This is a genomic window from Vibrio diabolicus, assembly GCF_011801455.1.
GTDB lineage: Bacteria > Pseudomonadota > Gammaproteobacteria > Enterobacterales > Vibrionaceae > Vibrio > Vibrio diabolicus.
On record NZ_CP042451.1, the window covers coordinates 2026261 to 2045944 of the forward strand.

The window sequence follows — 19684 nt, forward strand, 5'->3', positions numbered from 1 at the left end:
CTCCAATCCGACGCTTATTAGTGGTGACCTTCAGCATAATCTGAAGAGTGTTTCTGTAGATACTTCAAGATCAGGGCTTCACTGTCTGTATCTAGGTTGACGAACGCCAACATACCGTCGAACATACCTGGCCAGGTGTTCGCGTCGAAGTGCGCTTCCGCAGGTTGCGTGTGACATACAGAACAGTTGGTCTTGTACGCTTCACGAGATTTTTCCCAAACAGGATTGATGTCGTTCAGCATAGACTCTTTCTTAAGCCATACTTTCGCCGCCACTTTTTCCCATGGAAGACCCGTTAGCTCATCCACTTTTTTCTCACCAGTCGTCACAATGTTGCTATCTGTCGCTGCTTCTTTCATCAGAGACGCAGTCGCAATGTTCTTACCGAAGTCTTCTTGAATTACGCGACCAAAGCCTTTCGCTTTACGCCAGCCATCGATTTCGATTTCAACAAACTCGCCTTTGTCTTCAAGAACTTTAACGGTCGATGCTGGGTTAAGAAGACCGGCTTCTTTAGTGCCTTGTGCATCAAAGTAAATAGGTAGGTGACGAACACTCACTAGTTGCTGACCTACTGAGTAATCTGTATTTGAAGTCATACCTTCTAGGTCACCCACGATACCGCCGATGCTGTCCATACCTGCTGGCAGGTTATGCGCGATACCTTTATGACAGTCAACACAGCTTTGATCTTTCTCTGCTGCTTGCTTCATTTGGATACGAGCGGTTGGAGACATTTGCTCGAAATCCATCGATTCGTAGTTGTGACAGTTCTTACACTCTAAAGATTTGTTTGCCGAGAAACGATCCCATTCGTGTTTCGCAAGTTCGATACGACGCTCTTCGAACACACCCGGTTCATCGTAGTTGCCAAATACCTGTGCAAATACCTCTTTAGATGCCTGCATTTTACGAGCAATTTTGTCTGTCCAGTTATGAGGAACGTGACAGTCAGGGCAAGTAGCACGAACGCCTGAATGGTTTTTCCAGTGAACCGTTTCTTGCAGCTCAACGTACACGTTGTCACGCATTGTGTGACAACTAATACAGAATTCTTCTGTGTTGGTTGCTTCTAGAGCGGTGTTAAAGCCACCCCAAAAGATAACACCAGCAATGAAGCCGCCCATAGTCAGCACACCTAGGCTGATATGTACAGCTGGGCGCGTCATGGTACGCCACAGTTTAATGATTAATGATTTCATTATTTGCTCTCTTAAAATCTTTTCAAAAGTGTGGTTATGAGCTCACAGGCTTACATGCCGTGCGCGCCTGGAGGTCCAAAGAAGAACACTTGCAACATCCAAACGATGAACCCGTAACCGCCGACAAAAGCCACACTCAGAATTGGGAAGAGAACAACTGCAATGAAGAGGAACGACTTCCACTCCAGGGAGCGTTTTTCACCACTCTCAATTTTATTAACATCACTCATACATTTGCCTATTTTGTATCTAGTGTTATTGAAAAGCCCGCGTAACCAAGCTTAAGTTTTTTACAATCTCTAATGGAAAATGTTAGACCATACTAATAGTAAGGTTCAATCAAATAAGAGCTCTCAGGCCTTGTAATTCAACACTTTTTTGAGCTCATCCAGAGATGTGATTGATTGATGTTATTTATTAAAAAACATGAACAGATGTGACAAAATAAGTCTTTTAATCAATTGTTAAAACAACAACATTTACCAAACATAAGTTACATTTGGATAGTAATTAACGGGTCATAAATTGGCTTAAAAACCCGTCAAAAGATAATCAGTTGTGAATAAAATGATGCAAAATAATGACGAGAATAGCGGTAAAGGTTTACGTTGAGAACATCAAAAAATGCACATTGATGTTCATATAAAGGAGGAGCTTAGTTACAATTATTCGCGGATTTTCGAGGAGCGATTATGGATAGCGTGGTGGATATAAGTTGGACCAAACTGGCATTGTTTGGTCTGATTTTGTTGGTTCCCTTCTTTATTAATGCCCGCTACAAATTAGGGATTGCGAAAGACACGATCATCAGTGTTATTCGTATGACACTTCAGCTCATATTGATTGGCGTGTATTTAGAGTATCTTTTTCAATTAAACAGCTTACTGGTCAATATACTTTGGCTTGCCATCATGTTACTGATTGGTGCAAGCTCAATTGCAGGAAAAGCTCGCCTGCCTAAAAAGCCACTTATGCTTCCTCTTCTTACAGGCTTAACCTGTGGCCTAATTCCACTTCTTATAGCGATTACCGCAGGCCTAGTACAGCCATCCCCTATTTACAACGCCCAGTACATGATCCCACTTGCGGGCATGCTATTGGGTAACAGCTTAAGTAGTAACATCATCGCACTGCAGAATTTATTTACGGCTTTTGAACAGAGACAATCAGAATACGAGGCTGCTATCTCACTTGGTGCCTCTCCTCGTTATGCATCATTCCCCTTCATTCAAGAGGCCCTTAGAAAGTCACTTGCTCCAACTTTAGCCTCTATGGCCACTACAGGGCTGGTTACCTTGCCAGGCATGATGACTGGTCAAATTCTAGGTGGCGCAAGCCCGATGGTTGCAATTAAATATCAGTTGGTGATTATGCTGGCTATTTTCGTCATGTTGAGTACCTCCGTCGCTATTACGCTGGAGATGACACTGAGCTGGGTACAAACGAAAGAAGGCCGGATCAAAATAAAAATCCAACAACCAGAACCAACCAAAACTCATAGATAGTTTAAGCGTGTGAACAAAGCCAGTGGAAGGGCTTGTATTATCAAGTCAAACGCACTTTTAACTGAATAACTCATCCATTCTTTAAACATTCATCAAGACGCTTTCTGGAGAAAAGTCAGACAGAATTATCTCGAGTATAAGCCTCTAATTTTATGAAATTTTCTTTGCAAGTTTAGATACGCACGGCCTTTGAGACAGGTTATCCACAGAAAATGTGGATAAACACCCTAAACCCATACGCAACCAGAAACATAGCAACATAAGTGATCAATCTAATCGTCATGCTTTGATCACTTGCCTGACATATTCTAATTTTAGAGTAAAGATAGTGACCACAAACTTGGAGAGACGTACATGGATGTCTTAATGATCAAAGAAAATTACGATGAACTCCTATCCGATGCACCTCTGGACTGGCTCGTTCAAGAACCAAAGGAAGTGACTTCTCATTGGCTCCCAACCGATTTTGGCATCAATGAAGAGCTGATTTAACTCACTCGATTTGTGTGAAACTTATCGACATGAATAAAAGAAAGGCGAACCATTTGGCTCGCCTTTCTTTTGTTCTTTTAGATTTATCGTAAATGCTTGTCTTCATCACGTAGATAAATCATCCAATACCACATACCAACGAATACACCGCCACCAATGATGTTCCCTATCGTTACAGGGATAAGGTTATTTACGATGAACCCCATCATGTTTAAGTCCGCATAGTTTGCAATATCCGCCCCTGTCATTTGCCAAAATGCTTCCGGTGCAAAATATTTGATTCCAATCGCCATGGGGACTTGGAACATGTTCGCAATACAGTGCTCGAAACCTGCCGACACGAACATAGCTACTGGCAGAATCATGACCGCTATTTTGTCAGTTAATGTACGTCCACTAAACGTCATCCAAACAGCAATACACACCAGCACGTTACACATGATGCCAAGCGCAACAGCAGCAAAGAAACCATGGTGCAATTTGTGTTGAGAGATCGCCATCGCGTTGAGGCCAACTTGGCCGTGATCAAACATATACTGCTTGGTGACCAACATGCATGCTACCAACAAAAGAGCACCAACCATGTTGCCGAAATAAACCACAAACCAGTTTTTGATGAGCGCTTGCCACGAGATCTTTCCACTCGCTCGCGCTACCAATGTTAATACTGAGCTAGTGAAAAGCTCACCACCTGTAACGACAACAAGAATCAAACCAAGGCTGAAGGCTAGGCCACCGATTAGCCTGGTAATACCCCATGGAAGGTCGCCTGCACCTGTTGTCACCGTGGTGTAAAAGATGAACGCAATACCAATATGAAGTCCGGCAGAAATTGCCAATAAAAAAGATTTGATCGGTGCTTTAGTTGCTTTACCTACCCCCACTTCAGCCGCGCGTTCCGCAGCCTGAGGCGGTAATAGTGAGTCAAACTGATTGAAGTTCATTGTGGTGTAACATTTAGAAACAATTAAAGAGGCGCGGATAATCGCTCCATTTCCCTACTTTTTCAAGCGCTATTTGACATGTTTACTAAAAATGTTGTTATCGGGAGATCAACCGATAAAAGTCAACTATCATTAGCAATCGTAACTATCATTGATACTTAACAAGTATTCTGCCTTTCGAACAAAGATCCTGCGTTATATCAGCCTGATAGCGCCATACTTAACACTTCTTATCGTTTAATGTTGCTCAACTCTTCTTTTCAGACTAGCTTGGTAAAAAAAGCGTAAAGGAATCATTTATGAAATATTCAGCTGAACATATCGCCGAATTGAACCTACTTCTTCAGTTCGACCTAAGTAGTGCTGCAACTGGTATTAAAGTTCATACAGACGCGTCAGAAGAAATGCAGGCAGCCGTTGCTCGTCTATACGAGAAGCAACTTTGTACACAGCCTGATGGTGGTTATTTAACAGATGAAGGTATTGAAGTCGCAGAGCATGCGGATAAGATTTTAAGAGTCCTTTCTGTGTAATTTGAACAAAAACGCCACCGAATTCGGTGGCGTTTTTTTATTGGTCCCTGCATTTTGTTCCTGCCGAAACCTGCGGTGCTAATCGTTTTTTCATTTTGCTAAATGGCTGCACCTTGTCGTACAACCAATTAAAGCCTGTGGCATAAAATAGGAAGAACACTAGGAAGCCAGCTTCCAACACCAGAGCTTGGAGAAGCGTAATTTCTAAGAACCAAGCAATGACGGGTATAGAGATAAAGATCAACCCTCCCTCGAATCCAATTGTATGCCCAAAACGCATTGCTAAACTTCGCTCAGTTCGATTGCTGCCAAACCACTTGTCAAAGTACAAGTTGTAGATGTAATTCCACACGACGGTATACATGCTCAACCCAATCCCAACTAACGCGAGATCACTCGATCCCTTTCCGGTGATCAATGAAGCCGCTGGCACAATGATCGCGAGTGCGATTAACTCAAAAAGTACTGCATGAAAAATTCGTTCGTTACGAGTCATATTTCTCTGTCCAAATAGTTCTACTCAATGCTTAGAATTTTATCTATTATTCAGATAACAAAAAGTTAGATACCATCGGCAAAAGCGATATGTTTACCATCGAACAACTGCAAGCTTTCATTGCTACATCAGAAACCGGATCATTTTCAGGCGCGGCAAGAAAACTGGGGCGAGCTCAATCCGTAGTCAGCCAACACATCATAAATATGGAGGTCGACTGTGGTGTTGATCTATTTGATCGCTCTGGTCGATATCCGAAATTAACCGAGAGTGGCCTCGCGCTCATACCTTATGCACAAGCGGCAATCAGCCAACTAGACCGATTGAACAACAGAGCATCACAGCTTTTTTCAACACCAACGAATAAATTGGTTTTAGCCATTGATGAAGGGATTCCTCTGACTCGCTTGCCCGACGTGCTAAAAAATTTAGAGCAACGCTTTCCACATTTGCAAGTTGAATGCTTAACAGCTTCAAGTCCGGATATCATTGAATTGGTCAAATCGGAGCGCGCCACTACTGGGATTATTTTGAGTGACTTACAAATGCCAAGACATATCGATTTCACTAATCTTGGTAACATTGCGTTCGATGTCTATGTCTCTTCAACGCACGCTCTAGCACAGCAACGCGTCACTCACATTGATCAACTCAAACAACATCGTCAACTGGTCATACGCTCCAAAAACGCAGAGCCATGTGGTCTCAATCAAGCATTCAGCCCGGATATCTGGTACGCTGATAACTACTATATTTTGTTGGAATTAGCGAATAAAGGGTTTGGTTGGTGCTTTCTTCCGGAGCATTTAGTCGCGTATTCACCGAACACACTGAAAAGAGTTGGGGATGATTTCACAAAGCTGGCTTGGCAAGTCAATGTTGACCTTATTCAACATCAGAAATGGCATTCAGATCCCCTCCATCAACAAGCCAAAGCAGAGCTGCTCAATCTATTCGAGCAGACATAAATAAGTAAGTAGGAAGACCCAAATGGCAAATACATTGATCGTAGGTGCAGGCTGGCTCGGAACTCCGCTAGCAGAAACTTTGATGAAAGACGGACACCACGTTGTCGTTACTCGTCGTAACCAAGCTCGGTTAAACGAGTTACCCGCTTCATTAACTCACTCCGCATTATTCGATTTTAATCAACTTAACGCGGCGAAACGGCTAGATGAGTTGCTTAAGCAACATCAAATTACTCACGTTGTCGGTGCTTTTCCCCCTGGTTTTCGTAAAGGACGCGGACAAGAATACGCCCAACAATGGCAAATGCTCGCAAACGCAGCAAAGCAAAACAACGTTGAAAAGCTCGTTATGATTAGCTCTACAACGGTGTATCCCAACCTAGCTTCAGATATGGAAGAAGCAGATGCGTCACTCTCTTTAGCAGCCGACAGCCCTTATTTCTCTGACAATGCACGTATTATGCTGCAAGCCGAGCAGCATGTTATCGACTCTAATATTAGCTTCGTCATTATGCGTTGTAGCGGGCTAATGGGGCCAGACAGGCACCCTTCTCGCTTTGCAATGAGACTAAAACAAGTCAGTCGTAAAGCGCCTGCTAATATGCTTCATCAAGACGATGCAGTATCGGCGGTCAAATTTGCTTTAGATAATTTAAGCAACCAAGTTATTAACGTGACCACACCGCATACCGTCAGCAAGGCGGAGTTCTACCAAGCCGCTATAAATAAGAGCGAAAGTGAGATACCTCTTCCACCAGTCACAGAACAAACGGATAAGCGCATTCTCGCAGACAAACTACTCTCACTTGGCTATCAATTTCATTTCAACTCAACTTTGGACGCGCTATGAAACTCTATCGACACATAGAAACACTTTGGGATTACATGCAACTCAAACATGAGCTGAAACCCGCAGACTGTTTGTTTGTGATGTGCAGTAACGATGTGCGTGTAGCAGAACATGCAGCAAACCTGTACCACCAAAAGTTAGCGCCTTTGATTGTATTTTCAGGGGGAGAAGGTCGTTTTACCGATGGACTGTTTGAAAAAAGCGAAGCGGAAACTTTTGCCGAGATTGCCAAGATGTCAGGTGTGCCCAGTGAAGCAATTTTGCTCGAAACTGAATCCACCAACAGTGGAGAAAACGTTCGCTTTACTGAGCAGCGATTGAAAGAGGAAGGAAAAAATTGCTCATCGTTTATTCTGGTGCAAAAACCATTTATGGAACGCAGAGCTATAGCGACATTTGAAAAACAGTGGCAGTCACCCTACTCCCAGCTCCAAGTAAGCTCTACGGCTCATCCGTTTTTTGAGTATATTAATGAAGACATGCCATTAATGATGGTGCTAGAAGCACTAATGGAAGATTTCTCTCGTGTAAAAAGCTATCCAGAGAAAGGATTTCAAACCGAGCAGAACATCCCTCTGCAAGTCGAATCGTCTTACCAGGTTTTGCTAGAGAGATTTGGTTTTGACTTAGTCTAAGCCCTTTCTAGCAGACAACAAAAAGCCACCGATTACGGTGGCTTTTCTGTATTAATACGGATTATTTACCGAGTGCTTCTTTGTAATGCTGACGGCACACGGAGACATATTTGTCGTTACCGCCGATCGCAACTTGATCGCCCTCTTTAATCGCCACGCCATGTTCATCGGTACGAATAACCATATTCGCTTTGCGACCGCAGTGGCAGATCGTTTTGAGCTCAACCAACTTGTCTGCCCAAGATAACAGGTACTTACTGCCTTCAAAAAGTTCGCCTAGAAAATCGGTGCGAAGGCCGTAACACAATACTGGAATATGTAGTTTATCAACAACTTCAGTAAGTTGGTAAACCTGCTCTTTCGACAAGAACTGACACTCATCAACAAGAATACAGTGACGTTTCTCAACCTCATTCAGAGCTGCGATCTCTTGATATAAATTGGTATCCTGACGAAACAAGTGTGCGTCAGATTGAAGACCAATACGAGAGCTCACTTTACCGACACCAAAGCGATCATCTAGTGCCGCCGTAAAAATAACTGGCGTCATGCCGCGTTCTTGATAGTTGAAAGAGGATTGAAGAAGCGTTGTTGATTTACCCGCATTCATTGCTGAGTAATAGAAATACATCTGAGCCACAGAGCATTACCTAAAGTTAAAGTTTTAATTTATGGAAATGGAAAATAAAAGGGCTGAATTATCAGCCCTTTAAAATTGAAAATTCAATTACTTACGACGCCACGTTGTGCCTTCTGGACCATCTTCCAGAACAATGCCCATTTCGGTTAGCTTGTCACGAGCCATATCTGCATTCGCCCAATCTTTCGCAGCGCGAGAGTCGTTACGCAGCTTGATAAGAGCTTCGATTTCAGCCACTTCATCATCGTTACCTGCATCACCTTTTAGGAAGGCTTCTGGATCTTGGTGAAGAATACCGATCACATCTGCTAGTTCACGCATAAGCGCACCTAGCTCGCTCGCTTTCTCTAGGTTTTCTGTTTTCAGACGGTTAACTTCGCGCGCCATGTCGAACAGAACTGAGTACGCTTCTGGCGTATTGAAGTCATCGTTCATCGCTGCTGTAAAGCGAGATACGTACTCTTCACCACCAGCAGGAGCAGCATTTAGATCCAAACCACGTAGAGAAGTGTATAGACGCTCAAGCGAAGCGCGTGCTTGGTTTAGGTTCTCTTCGCTGTAGTTTAACTGGCTACGGTAGTGACCAGACATAAGGAAGTAACGAACCGTTTCTGCATCGTAGTGACCAAGTACGTCACGGATAGTAAAGAAGTTGCCTAGAGACTTAGACATCTTCTCGCGATCTACCATCACCATGCCACTGTGCATCCAAGTATTTACGTACTTAGTGTCGTGTGCACAGCATGATTGCGCGATTTCGTTTTCGTGGTGTGGGAATTGAAGATCAGAGCCGCCACCGTGAATATCAAAGTGATCACCTAGGATTGAAGAGTTCATAGCAGAACATTCAATGTGCCAGCCTGGACGACCAGGGCCCCATGGTGATTCCCACGTAGGTTCACCTGGTTTAGACATCTTCCAAAGAACGAAGTCTAGTGGGCTGCGTTTGGCTGTTTCGACATCAACGCGCGCGCCCGCTTGCAGCTGATCCAAATCTTGTTTAGACAGTTTGCCGTATTCGTCAAACTTGCGAACCTCAAACATTACATCGCCATTATCCGCAACGTAAGCAAAACCACGTTCAATCAGTTTTTGAACAAGTTCGATGATTTCTGGAATAAACTGGGTTGCACGAGGCTCAATATCTGGGCGCTTCATGTTTAATGCGTCGAAGTCTGCGTGCATTTCACCGATCAAGCGCTCGGTCAATGAGTCACAAGACTCGCCATTTTCAGCCGCACGTTTAATGATCTTATCATCAATGTCTGTGATGTTGCGTACAAACGTTAGATCGTAACCTAGGTAACGAAGGTAACGTGATACCACGTCAAAGGAGACAAAAGTGCGACCGTGACCGATGTGACAGAGATCGTAGATGGTAACTCCACAGACATACATGCCGACTTTGCCAGCTGTAATTGGTTTGAATTCCTCTTTCTGTCTTGTGAGTGTGTTATATATCTTTAACATGATCTCTATCTATGATTGTGAATGAATAAAAGAAAGTCGAGTATATCAACTCCGACCTGGTTAGGTAATAGCAATTAACCGATAAAACGATAATCGGCTAAACTTCAAGCACAAAACGAAGAATTTCCTCTTCCTGAGTTTTTAAAGCACTAGAACTTAGGCTAGAATCTCGGGCTCAACACAACACAGTAAAGGAAAGTAGCATGATCACCCTTCACACTAATTTTGGTGACATCAAGATTCAACTAAACGAAGAGAAAGCGCCAGAGACTAGCGCAAACTTCCTTCAGTACTGCCGCGATGGCTTTTACGACAACACTCTTTTCCACCGTGTTATTGACGGTTTCATGATCCAAGGTGGTGGCATGGAACCTGGTCTACGTGAAAAAGCATCACGTGCACCTATCAAGAACGAAGCAAACAACGGCCTAAGCAACAAAGTGGGTACACTTGCTATGGCACGTACTATGGAACCGCATTCAGCAAGCTCTCAGTTCTTTATCAACGTAAACAACAACACATTCCTAGATTTCCGTAGCGAAAGCCTAGATGGTTGGGGTTACTGTGTATTCGGTGAAGTTGTAGAAGGCATGGACATCGTAAATAAGATCAAAGGCGTTAGCACTGGTTCTTACGGCATGCACCAAGACGTACCTCTAGAGGACGTAGTAATCACTGGTACAACAATTGAAGAATAATTCGTAAGAATTATTTCTAAGAGATAATTTAATGGGGAGGCATCGCTTCCCCTTATTTCTATGACAACATTATTTATTTCCGATCTTCACCTCACCCCATCGCGTCCGGATATCACGGAATGTTTTGTGACGTTCATGCGAACAGAAGCAACGAAAGCCGATGCACTTTATGTATTAGGCGATCTGTTCGAGTTTTGGGTTGGAGACGATGACAAAACTCCTTTTGCCAATCAAATCCGTACTGAGTTCCAGCAACTAACAAAGACTGGCGTTCCTGTTTATTTCATTCAGGGCAATCGCGACTTCCTATTGGGAAAACGCTTCTGTAAAGAGACAGGCATTACATTACTGGATGAAGTTAGCCTCATAGACCTTTATGGTACTAAAGCGGTTATTCTCCACGGTGACACCCTGTGTACTGACGACATTGATTATCAAAAATTCCGTAAGACTGTTCATCAACCTTGGTTGCAATGGCTGTTTAATCACATTCCTTGGTTTATTAAGAAGAAAATTGTCTCAAAAGTTCAATCCGATATTCGTGATGATAAAATGAGCAAGCCTTTGGACATCATGGACGTCAATCAAAATGAAGTCGAGAAAGTGATGTCTCAGAATTGCGTCAACTTAATGATTCATGGTCACACTCATCGCCCGAATACACATTTTTTTGACGTCGATGGCGTTAAAAAGACCCGGATAGTTTTAGGGGATTGGTATACGCAAGGCTCAGTTTTACAAGTAAATTCTGATGGCTTTGACCTACAAACGAGACCATTCATACAGAATTTGCGTTAAGCATGTAGAGCGTGTAGAAGATTCACGCTCAAGTCGTAGATATTTTGTAAAAAATCGCTATTATCATAATACTAAGTTAAACAGAACGAAGTACCTAATTGAAGTATTCTTACGTAGCTCGCCAACCGATTCTGGATAGAGAAAAACGAACCATAGGTTACGAACTTCTCTTTCGAGACGGTCCTAAAAATACCTTCCCTGAAGTAGAACCAGAGCTGGCTACTAGTCGACTGCTATCCGATCATTTTTTGTCGACGCATTACAACACATTAGGGAACAAACTTGGCTTTGTTAACTTTCCGCATCAAAGCTTGGTGAATCTAGTCCCAACTCTGTTTCCCAAAGAGTCTCTCGTCATTGAAGTCCTTGAAGATTGTGAACCGACAGAAGAGCTGCTAGAAGCCATCAAGCACCTTCATGAGTGCGGATACAAAATTGCTTTAGATGATTTTGTGCCGACGAAGGCTTGGAAACGTTTTCTTCCATACGTTTCCATGATCAAGTTTGACATTCGACTCGTACCGATCAAGAAAGCCGCTATTTTTATTCAGGCATTGAGCCCATTTAAAATCGACTTTCTTGCGGAAAAAGTAGAGACCTACGAAGAGTTTGAGCAAGCTTTAGAAGCAGGTTTTAACTACTTTCAGGGATATTTTTTCAGCAAGCCTGAGATGATCCAGAAAAAACGGTTGAACCCCGCATTTCTGACAGTCATCCAGCTGTGTAAAGAGATTGCTGATAAGCCTATCGATTTCAATGAAGTGGAACGTCTGTTTTCGATTGATGTGACGCTATCATACAAGCTGCTTACTTACGTTAATTCAGGCTATACATTAACGACCAAGATTAAGTCGTTCAGACAAGCGCTTATTTATCTGGGTGAAGAGCGACTACGACGCTTTATTTCCTTAGTTGCCATTGCGTCCGTTCAAGAGGATAAACCTGACTCTCTTTACTCTTTAGCGATTCAGCGTGCAAGAATGTGTGAACTGTTACTTAGTCAAATGAACACTAGGTATGACCCTGGGCAGGCTTTTTTGACAGGCATGTTTTCTTTACTCGGATCTTTGCTCGATCAACCGCTCTCGGATGTCATTGAAGATATCCCCGTTGACGAAGATATAAAACTCGCTTTAACCAGTCGAAAAGGCGTACTTGGCCACTTACTTTCAATGACGATCGCCTACGAACAAGCAGACTGGGAATTAGCTGAGCGGTATTGCACCGTTCTTAAATTAACCGAGCCTCAATTAGCAGACGCTTTTAATCAATCTACCGAGTGGGCTCAAGAACTGCTGTCTCAAACGCCCTAAACCGCTATAATGCCTCACCTCCAGCCTCGCAATTGTGAGGTTGTTTGTTTTTACCGCTTAATTAATCGAGATTTCATTTTATGGCTTCTTCTTGTCCTTGCTGCTCTAACCGCACCTACCAACAGTGTTGTGAAATTGCCCACAATAACCATGCTGACGTTACCACTCCGGAGCAGTTAATGCGCTCTCGTTACAGTGCGCATGTGTTAGGTCTAGTAGATTACGTGGTGAACACGTACCATCCAAGCTGTAATGCAGAAGAACAACGAGAAGGCATTGCCCAATCTATCGACAGCGATTGGTGCAAACTTGAAGTATTAAAAACAGAAGCTGGCAGTAATGACAATGAAGGCTTTGTCGAGTTTAGCGCTTATTTTGATGAAGACGGCAAACGCTACTGTATGACAGAACGTTCTCGCTTCGTAAAAGAAAATGGGCTTTGGTACTACATTGACGGCACATTTCCTGAAGAAGAGCCAGAACAGGATCCACGATTGAGCCAGCCAGTTAGTAGCCTAAAGCTAGGTCGTAACGATCCGTGTATCTGCGGAAGCGGTAAGAAGTTTAAGAAGTGTTGTGGGTAAAGGCATCCACGTTTAGCTTATTGAGCTCGCTTTAATGAGATTCCTGATCTCACCTAAGCTCGTCGGAATAACGTGAATATGTACTTTCGTTTGAAATAGATAACGCGACTTCAAATACCATTAGAAAATATACCGTCATTCTGAACAGCGAGGGACGAGCGTGATTCAGAATCTAATCGCCACCAGCACTGTTGCCGGTTTTTACCCCCGAATCAAGAACACTAAATTAAAAAAAGCCCCTAGACTCGAGAGCATAGGGGCTTTCACTTATCTATAAGCAAGTTTACTTATGACGTTCTTTCAACTTGTTCACTACGTCATTCATCGATAAGCCTTGGTCTTGAAGCAATACCATTAAGTGGTAAATCAAGTCTGCTGATTCACACACTAACTCCGCCTTATCGCCCGACGTCGCCGCAAGCGCGACTTCAACGCCTTCTTCGCCCACTTTTTGCGAAATACGCTTGGTGCCACGGGCATAAAGACTGGCAGTATAAGAGGAATCTGGGTCGGCACTCTTGCGGGCAGCCAATAGCTGCTCAAGTTGATGAAGCCACACCATTTGTGACTCCTCTTGCGGATCTCCATCCCAACAAGTTGTTGTTCCAGTATGGCAAGTCGGACCAATAGGATTCACTTTAACTAGCAGTGTGTCATTGTCGCAATCGAGCTGCATGTTCACCAATTGTAATACATTGCCTGAGGTTTCCCCTTTGGTCCAAAGACGCTCTTTGGTACGAGAGAAAAACGTCACTTGACCCGTTTCGCCCGTTTTTGCCAACGCATCTTGGTTCATGTAACCCATCATCAGCACTTGGCTTGATTGAAAATCTTGTACGATGGCAGGTACCAGACCATCCACCTTTTCCCAGTTGATTCGCTCAGCTAGCGAACTTACTTCGGCGGCTTTCACACTCATAGTCGTACCTCAATGCCTTGTTGTTTCAAATACTGCTTTAGTTCACCAATATTGATGACTTGCTTGTGGAATACCGACGCGGCAAGCGCGCCATCCACATTTGCTTTTTGGTAGGCTTCTGCGAAGTGCTCCATGGCACCTGCACCACCCGATGCAATCAATGGCACGTTACACACTTCACGCACCATATTAAGTTGTTCAATATCGTAGCCGTTACGCACGCCGTCTTGGTTCATCATGTTCAGTACGATTTCACCAGCACCGCGTTTTTGTACTTCTTGCACCCAATCACGCGTTTCCCATTGGGTCGCTTTGGTGCGTTCTTCATCACCAGTAAACTGGTAAACCTGATACTTGCCCGTCTCTTTGTCATAGTATGAATCGATACCAACGACGATACATTGCACACCAAACTTATCAGCAAGGTCAGTAATCAACTGAGGGTTCGCCAAGGCAGGAGAGTTAATAGATACCTTATCTGCACCAAACTCAAGAATGCGCGCCGCGTCCTCTGTTGATTTAATGCCACCAGCCACACAGAACGGAATATCAATCACTTCTGCAACGCGAGCGACCCAACTTTTATCAACGACACGCCCATCACTTGAAGCGGTAATATCGTAGAACACAAGCTCGTCAGCGCCTTCTTCAGCATAACGCTGCGCCAGAGGAACGATGTCGCCAATGATTTCGTGGTTGCGGAACTGAACGCCCTTCACCACTTGTCCATCACGAACATCAAGACATGGAATTATTCGCTTTGCCAACATGCAAACGCCTCCTCTGCTGTGAACTTACCATCTAACAATGCACGACCAACAATAACGCCAGCAACACCGCTGCCTTTTAGTGCTTCGATATCCGCTAATGAACCGATGCCACCTGAAGATTGGAACTGCACTTGTGGGTATTGTTTACATAAGTCGATGTAAAGCTCAACGTTTGAGCCTTCTAGCGTACCATCACGAGAAATGTCCGTACAAAGCACGTGCTGCAAACCTACCGTTAAGTAATCGTTGATCAGAGCTTCGATGGTCACGCCTGAGTCTTCTTGCCAACCAGAGATCGCCACTTTACGCGTGCCGTCTTGATATATGTTGATGTCTAGCGCGAGAACGATTTTCTCTGCACCGTATTTTTCCATCCAACCTTTCACAAGTTCTGGCTGTTTTACTGCTGTAGAACCAACAACAACACGCTGAGCACCAGCTTCTAACAGGTCAATCACGTCTTGCTCTGTACGCACTCCGCCACCGATTTGGATGTTCGCTGGCGTGCTTGCTAGTAGCTTTGCAATCAAATCAAGTTGACGTGCTGTCGTGTCTTTCGCGCCAGTTAAATCCACCAAATGCAGCCAGTTAGCGCCCGCTTGGTGGTACAAGTTAAACTGCTCTGCTGGGTCAACTTTGTATTCGGTTACTTGGCCGTAATCACCTTGATAAAGGCGAACCACCTGTCCTTCAATTAAATCAAGAGCTGGAATAATCACACTAAATCCCTTTTATAATTCTAAGAAGTTTTGAATAAGCTTCGCGCCCGCTTTTGAAGAACGCTCAGGGTGGAACTGCACACCGTAGTAGTTGCCGCTTTGTACTGCTGCTGTGAACGGGTTGCCGTATTCACACTCGGCAATAGTGTAGTCTCCAACTGGCATCGCAAAGCTGTGCACAAAATAGAAGTACTCACCTTCTTCAATACCTTTGAACAGTGGGTTACCTGCTTTTGCAGACACCGTGTTCCAGCCCATATGCGGCAGCGGTAAGTCGCCGGTTTGTAGTAGCTTCACTTCGCCGTCACAAAGTCCAAGACACTCAACTAACTCGTCGGCTTTCTGCCCTTTTTCTTGAGACACTTTGCCCAACAGTTGCATGCCTAAACAGATACCTAGCAGTGGCTTTTCTACCTGTTTTACCAAGCTGATAAGGTCACGCTCTTCTAGGTTCTTCATCGCTTCGCTGGCGGTTCCCACGCCCGGTAGAAATAGCTTGTCAGCCGCCAATACAACTTGTGGATCTTTTGAAATCGTTACGTCATAACCTAGGCGTTCAATAGCAAACTTCACCGAAGAGACGTTGGCACAGCCAGTATCGATAATGACAACTTTCTGTTCTGTCACTGTTTTTCTCCTTGCTAACGTTAGCCTTAAAGTACGCCTTTACTACTCGGTAGCTCAGTGCCTTCTACTTTGATTGCTTGGCGCAGAGTACGACCAAACGCTTTAAATAGGCTCTCAATGATGTGGTGATCATTGTTGCCCGCAGAAGAAAGGTGCAGTGTACACGCTAGTGTGTCAGTTAAAGAACGGAAGAAGTGAACCACCATCTCTGTTGAAAGATCACCCACTTGCTCACGGCTAAACTGCGCATCGAACTTAAGGTAAGGACGACCAGATAGGTCCAGTGCACATTGTGCCAAGCACTCATCCATTGGCAGGCTGAAACCAAAGCGACCAATACCACGTTTGTCACCCAGTGCTTCTTTCAACGCTTGACCTAACGCAAGAGCGGTATCTTCTACTGTGTGGTGATCATCAATGTGCAGGTCACCTTCCACTTTGCACACCATTTGGAATCCACCGTGCGTCGCAATTTGATCCAGCATGTGGTCAAAGAAGCCAAGACCTGTAGAGATATCGTTACCGCCTTGCTCATCAAGATTAACGATTACTTTGATGTCTGTTTCTTTTGTGGTACGAACCACTTCAGCTACGCGCGCCTTCACCGTCAGATCTTTTAGGATCTGTTTCCAGCCCATGGTTTCTGGGTTGTATTGAATACCACGAATTGCCATGTTTTCTGCAAGTTGAAGATCGGTTTGACGATCGCCAATCACAACAGAGTTTTGGAAATCCACTTTGCCACCTTGAAGGTACTCTTTTACCAAGCCTAATTTAGGCTTACGGCATGAGCAATTATCTTCTTCAAAGTGAGGACAAATCAGCACGTCATCAAACTTCACACCTTGAGACTCAAAGAGCTCCATCATCATGTTGTGTGGTGCATCAAAATCTTCTTGTGGGTAGCTGTCAGTACCCAAACCATCTTGGTTCGTGACCATCACTAGACGGTATCCTGCATCCTGCAACGACAACAGGCTTGGGATAACAAATGGCTCTAGTTTTAACTTATCCAAGCGGTCAACTTGGAAATCAATCGGTGGCTCAACAATCAGCGTGCCATCTCGGTCGATAAATAGGATTTTTTGTTGCTTGCTCACTCGAACTTCCTTATTACTAATCTTGTTTCGTTCTCGGCATAAACCGAGAACGTTGAGAATTCTATTTATGAATAGTAGTTTCTAATGAAACCCAGTGTCTTTTCACACTCGTCGCGGTTACCAACACTGATACGCACGCAGTTCTCAATTGGCGAGTTACGCAGGATAATGCCCGTATCCCAAGCGGCTTTGAAAAGAGCATCGCCATCTGGGAATTTCACCAATAAGTAGTTACCCCACCCTTCAAAAACCTCCAGACCCGGAATCATCGACAAACCAACTTGTAAGTAAGCTCGGTTTGCGTTCAAGTCGAGAACTTGGAACTTCGCTCGCGCTAGGCCTGCTTCAGAGAGCGCTTGAGTAGCAATTTCAGCAACTGGAACCGGTACTGGATATGGTGCGATCACTTTAAGAAGGACGTTAATCAGTTCTTCGTTTGCTAGCGTAAATCCACAACGAAGACCAGCAAGCGCGAAAGCTTTCGACAGAGTACGCAGAATCGCTAGATTTGGATATTCTGCCAATAAATCTACTGTTGACGCTTCTGGACAAAAATCGATGTACGCTTCGTCCATGACCACGATTGCGCGGTCTTTTGTCATCTCAAGCAGAGAGACAATATCGTCACGCTTAACTAAGTTACCCGTTGGGTTGTTTGGCGAGCATACGAAAACCAGTTTTACGTTATCCAGACTCGCTTCGATACCTGCGAGGTCTAGTTGCCAATCTGACGTTAGCGGCACCGTTTTGCGCTCTACACCGATGGTTTCTGCACTGATGGCGTACATACCGTAAGTCGGTGGGCAGTATAAAATCGCGTCTTCACCCGGTTCACAGAAAGCACGAATCAATAACTCAATACCTTCATCTGCACCGCGAGAAGTCAGCGTTTGTTCTGGCTTCACTCCAGCATACGCGGCGTAAGCAGAAATCAGTTCTTTCGGCTGGCATTCGCTGTAACGATTAAGACGAGCAAAGTCTGTTTTGTATTCATTGTTGAATGGCGATTCGTTGGCGTTCAGCCATACGTCACCTGTACCACCAATTCGGCGAGCCGAAAGATAAGGTGTTAGTTGTTGGACTTGTTTACGCGCTAGCTTTTCCATCTCTTTACTCTCTTATTCTTACTTACTTGCTAATTTTTCTACACGGATAGTAACAGCACGTTTGTGGGCGTCCAGACCTTCTGCTTCAGCCATGGTGACAACCGTTGGCGCAAGATTTTTAAGACCGTCAGCTGAAAGCTCTTGAACCGTCATTCGTTTAGAAAAATCAGCCAAACCTAAGCTTGAATATGTCCGTGTGTAACCGTAAGTAGGAAGAACGTGGTTAGTTCCCGATGCGTAATCACCTGCAGATTCAGGCGACCAATCACCAAGGAAGATCGAACCTGCGTTGTCTAATAGAGGCAGAAGCTCGCGTGGGTTCTTAGTCTGAACAATTAAGTGCTCAGGGCCATAATAATTAGAAATAGAGATCGCTTGGGTGATCGATTCAGCAATAATGATTAAACTCGATGCGAGCGCTTTTTCTGCAATCTCTGAACGAGACAACTCTTTCAATTGACGACGAACGGCATCTGTCACCTGATCTGCAATAATGGCTGATGGCGTCACAAGTACAACTTGAGAGTCAGGTCCATGCTCTGCCTGACTTAGAAGGTCCGCCGCAATAAAATCTGGGTCCGCTGTTTCATCCGCAATCACAAGAACTTCCGAAGGACCCGCTGGCATATCAATCGCTGCGCCACGGAAATCATTGCTCACCTGACGCTTTGCTTCCGTCACGTAAGCGTTACCCGGGCCAAAAATCTTATCAACTTTTGATACGGTCTCTGTACCATATGCCATTGCAGCAACAGCTTGACCACCACCGACGTTGTACACTTCATCAATGCCACACAATTTTGCTACGTAAAGGATCTCGTCAGCGATTGGAGGCGGAGAGCAAAGCACAACTTTACGACAGCCAGCAATTTTCGCAGGCACGCCAAGCATCAAAACCGTCGATGGCAATGGCGCGCTACCACCAGGAATGTACAAACCCACTTTTTGAATTGGACGTGTTACCTGTTCACAAAGCACACCCGGTTGAGTTTCGACTTTAATTGGCTGTGGCTTTTGCGCTTTGTGGAATTTAGAAATATTGGCATAAGCTTGCTCTAATGCGTTTTTCATTGATTCAGACAAGCGCTCTGAAGCGGCTTTAATTTCCTGAGAAGAAACACGAATGGACTCAGGTTTAACGCGATCAAACTTTTCTGTCAGCTCGTTGAGAGCAGAGTCGCCTTCATTTCTAACTTTAGCGATAACCTCAGACACTGCTGCAGTGATATTTGCACCTTCTGCAATAGCAGGACGTTCTAAGATCGAATCTTGCTGCTCTTCACTTAAAGATTGCCAAACGACTGTTCTCATGATG

The 19684-nt window shown here is 44.3% G+C and carries 23 protein-coding genes; 10 read left to right on the forward strand and 13 right to left on the reverse strand.

What is annotated here, in order from left to right; genetic code table 11:
• Positions 1-17 precede the first annotated feature (17 nt).
• Positions 18-1202, reverse strand: coding sequence for a pentaheme c-type cytochrome TorC (gene torC, locus FR741_RS09645; protein WP_031780338.1), 1185 nt, complete (start codon positions 1200-1202; stop codon positions 18-20).
• Positions 1203-1252: 50 nt separating this feature from the next.
• Positions 1253-1432, reverse strand: a complete 180-nt coding sequence (gene torE, locus FR741_RS09650; RefSeq protein WP_005378141.1) for a trimethylamine N-oxide reductase system protein TorE — start codon at positions 1430-1432, stop codon at positions 1253-1255.
• 462 nt (positions 1433-1894) lie between these two features.
• Here torE and FR741_RS09655 point away from each other — a divergent pair, with 462 nt between their 5' ends.
• Both FR741_RS09655 and FR741_RS23720 read left to right on the forward strand, forming a co-directional pair.
• Positions 1895-2707, forward strand: a complete 813-nt coding sequence (locus tag FR741_RS09655) for an ABC transporter permease (protein WP_065645351.1) — start codon at positions 1895-1897, stop codon at positions 2705-2707.
• Positions 2708-3073: 366 nt separating this feature from the next.
• Positions 3074-3199, forward strand: a complete 126-nt coding sequence (locus FR741_RS23720) for a hypothetical protein (protein WP_254903806.1) — start codon at positions 3074-3076, stop codon at positions 3197-3199.
• Between the two features lie 83 nt (positions 3200-3282).
• Here FR741_RS23720 and focA read toward each other — a convergent pair whose 3' ends face one another.
• A complete protein-coding gene (gene focA / locus FR741_RS09660) occupies positions 3283-4143 on the reverse strand; it encodes a formate transporter FocA (RefSeq protein ID WP_005393324.1) in 861 nt (286 codons plus the stop codon).
• Positions 4144-4442: 299 nt separating this feature from the next.
• Here focA and FR741_RS09665 point away from each other — a divergent pair, with 299 nt between their 5' ends.
• Entirely contained in the window at positions 4443-4676 is a 234-nt protein-coding gene (locus FR741_RS09665) for a TIGR02647 family protein (RefSeq protein ID WP_005378148.1), read from the forward strand.
• A gap of 37 nt (positions 4677-4713) precedes the next feature.
• Here FR741_RS09665 and FR741_RS09670 read toward each other — a convergent pair whose 3' ends face one another.
• A complete protein-coding gene (locus FR741_RS09670) occupies positions 4714-5172 on the reverse strand; it encodes a PACE efflux transporter (RefSeq protein ID WP_005390910.1) in 459 nt (152 codons plus the stop codon).
• Between the two features lie 89 nt (positions 5173-5261).
• Between FR741_RS09670 and FR741_RS09675 the strand changes: the two genes are divergently transcribed.
• Genes FR741_RS09675 through FR741_RS09685 form a run of 3 tightly spaced genes read left to right on the forward strand, consistent with a single transcriptional unit; the run spans position 5262 to position 7625 of the window.
• Positions 5262-6140 carry a LysR family transcriptional regulator gene (locus FR741_RS09675; protein WP_005390908.1) on the forward strand — a complete coding sequence of 293 codons (879 nt, stop codon included), beginning with the start codon at positions 5262-5264 and terminating at the stop codon, positions 6138-6140.
• Between the two features lie 22 nt (positions 6141-6162).
• Positions 6163-6990 (forward strand): NAD-dependent epimerase/dehydratase family protein, encoded by an 828-nt coding sequence (locus FR741_RS09680; protein WP_109168487.1) that lies wholly within the window; start codon positions 6163-6165, stop codon positions 6988-6990.
• A complete protein-coding gene (locus FR741_RS09685) occupies positions 6987-7625 on the forward strand; it encodes a YdcF family protein (protein WP_167426718.1) in 639 nt (212 codons plus the stop codon). Before FR741_RS09680 ends, FR741_RS09685 begins: the two co-directional genes overlap by 4 nt.
• Positions 7626-7686: 61 nt before the next feature.
• On the opposite strand, the gene FR741_RS09690 is transcribed toward FR741_RS09685, so the two are convergent.
• Both FR741_RS09690 and cysS read right to left on the reverse strand, forming a co-directional pair.
• Positions 7687-8265 (reverse strand): thymidine kinase, encoded by a 579-nt coding sequence (locus FR741_RS09690; protein ID WP_005378154.1) that lies wholly within the window; start codon positions 8263-8265, stop codon positions 7687-7689.
• A gap of 87 nt (positions 8266-8352) precedes the next feature.
• The gene (gene cysS, locus FR741_RS09695; protein WP_005390902.1) at positions 8353-9735 is read right to left on the reverse strand and encodes a cysteine--tRNA ligase; all 1383 of its coding nucleotides are present in this window, start codon (positions 9733-9735) and stop codon (positions 8353-8355) included.
• A 203-nt stretch (positions 9736-9938) separates the two neighbouring features.
• Between cysS and FR741_RS09700 the strand changes: the two genes are divergently transcribed.
• From FR741_RS09700 to FR741_RS09715, 4 genes are all read left to right on the forward strand, one after another.
• Complete coding sequence (locus tag FR741_RS09700) at positions 9939-10433, forward strand: peptidylprolyl isomerase (RefSeq protein ID WP_005390900.1); 495 nt, start codon at positions 9939-9941, stop codon at positions 10431-10433.
• Between the two features lie 60 nt (positions 10434-10493).
• Entirely contained in the window at positions 10494-11231 is a 738-nt protein-coding gene (gene lpxH / locus FR741_RS09705; RefSeq protein ID WP_006743038.1) for a UDP-2,3-diacylglucosamine diphosphatase, read from the forward strand.
• A 98-nt stretch (positions 11232-11329) separates the two neighbouring features.
• Positions 11330-12544 carry an EAL and HDOD domain-containing protein gene (locus FR741_RS09710; RefSeq protein WP_005378158.1) on the forward strand — a complete coding sequence of 405 codons (1215 nt, stop codon included), beginning with the start codon at positions 11330-11332 and terminating at the stop codon, positions 12542-12544.
• An 80-nt stretch (positions 12545-12624) separates the two neighbouring features.
• Positions 12625-13128, forward strand: a complete 504-nt coding sequence (locus FR741_RS09715; RefSeq protein WP_167426719.1) for a YchJ family protein — start codon at positions 12625-12627, stop codon at positions 13126-13128.
• A 283-nt stretch (positions 13129-13411) separates the two neighbouring features.
• On the opposite strand, the gene hisIE is transcribed toward FR741_RS09715, so the two are convergent.
• From hisIE to hisD, 7 genes are all read right to left on the reverse strand, one after another.
• Positions 13412-14047: a bifunctional phosphoribosyl-AMP cyclohydrolase/phosphoribosyl-ATP diphosphatase HisIE gene (gene hisIE / locus FR741_RS09720; protein WP_104969276.1), complete on the reverse strand. Its 636-nt coding sequence runs from the start codon at positions 14045-14047 to the stop codon at positions 13412-13414.
• Positions 14044-14817: an imidazole glycerol phosphate synthase subunit HisF gene (gene hisF / locus FR741_RS09725; RefSeq protein WP_167426720.1), complete on the reverse strand. Its 774-nt coding sequence runs from the start codon at positions 14815-14817 to the stop codon at positions 14044-14046. Before hisF ends, hisIE begins: the two co-directional genes overlap by 4 nt.
• Positions 14799-15536: a 1-(5-phosphoribosyl)-5-[(5-phosphoribosylamino)methylideneamino]imidazole-4-carboxamide isomerase gene (gene hisA / locus FR741_RS09730; protein WP_167426721.1), complete on the reverse strand. Its 738-nt coding sequence runs from the start codon at positions 15534-15536 to the stop codon at positions 14799-14801. Before hisA ends, hisF begins: the two co-directional genes overlap by 19 nt.
• A gap of 12 nt (positions 15537-15548) precedes the next feature.
• Positions 15549-16163 (reverse strand): imidazole glycerol phosphate synthase subunit HisH, encoded by a 615-nt coding sequence (gene hisH / locus FR741_RS09735; RefSeq protein WP_005450758.1) that lies wholly within the window; start codon positions 16161-16163, stop codon positions 15549-15551.
• A 26-nt stretch (positions 16164-16189) separates the two neighbouring features.
• Positions 16190-17263 (reverse strand): bifunctional histidinol-phosphatase/imidazoleglycerol-phosphate dehydratase HisB, encoded by a 1074-nt coding sequence (hisB, locus tag FR741_RS09740; protein WP_167426722.1) that lies wholly within the window; start codon positions 17261-17263, stop codon positions 16190-16192.
• Between the two features lie 65 nt (positions 17264-17328).
• Positions 17329-18369, reverse strand: a complete 1041-nt coding sequence (gene hisC, locus FR741_RS09745; RefSeq protein ID WP_104969274.1) for a histidinol-phosphate transaminase — start codon at positions 18367-18369, stop codon at positions 17329-17331.
• An 18-nt stretch (positions 18370-18387) separates the two neighbouring features.
• The gene (hisD, locus tag FR741_RS09750) at positions 18388-19680 is read right to left on the reverse strand and encodes a histidinol dehydrogenase (RefSeq protein WP_005390871.1); all 1293 of its coding nucleotides are present in this window, start codon (positions 19678-19680) and stop codon (positions 18388-18390) included.
• Between the last annotated feature and the right edge of the window lie 4 nt (positions 19681-19684).